Below are 254 nucleotides of genomic sequence, written 5' to 3'. Positions count from 1 at the left end.
CGTCCAGCGTGCGTTTGCCTGAGCGAATGGAGCGGGGGCGGTGAGCCAGACACGGGGTTGGCTGATAACCATCAGACTTGATTGGGCCACCGTCCTCCTCTCCGCCAGACCGGAGGCTGGCAGGGTCTGTCAGGGGGCAAAGCCGAAGTGCGCGGCTTTGCCCCCTGACATCAGCCTAAATCACCATCGGGCGTCAAGGGTCCGCTACGCCGGGCTGCAAGAAACGCAGCCCGCCCTTGACGCAGGAGAAGTTA

The organism is Candidatus Accumulibacter vicinus, from assembly GCF_000584955.1.
In the GTDB taxonomy this organism is placed as follows: domain Bacteria; phylum Pseudomonadota; class Gammaproteobacteria; order Burkholderiales; family Rhodocyclaceae; genus Accumulibacter; species Accumulibacter vicinus.
Note: the sequence above shows the minus strand (reverse complement) of the source record.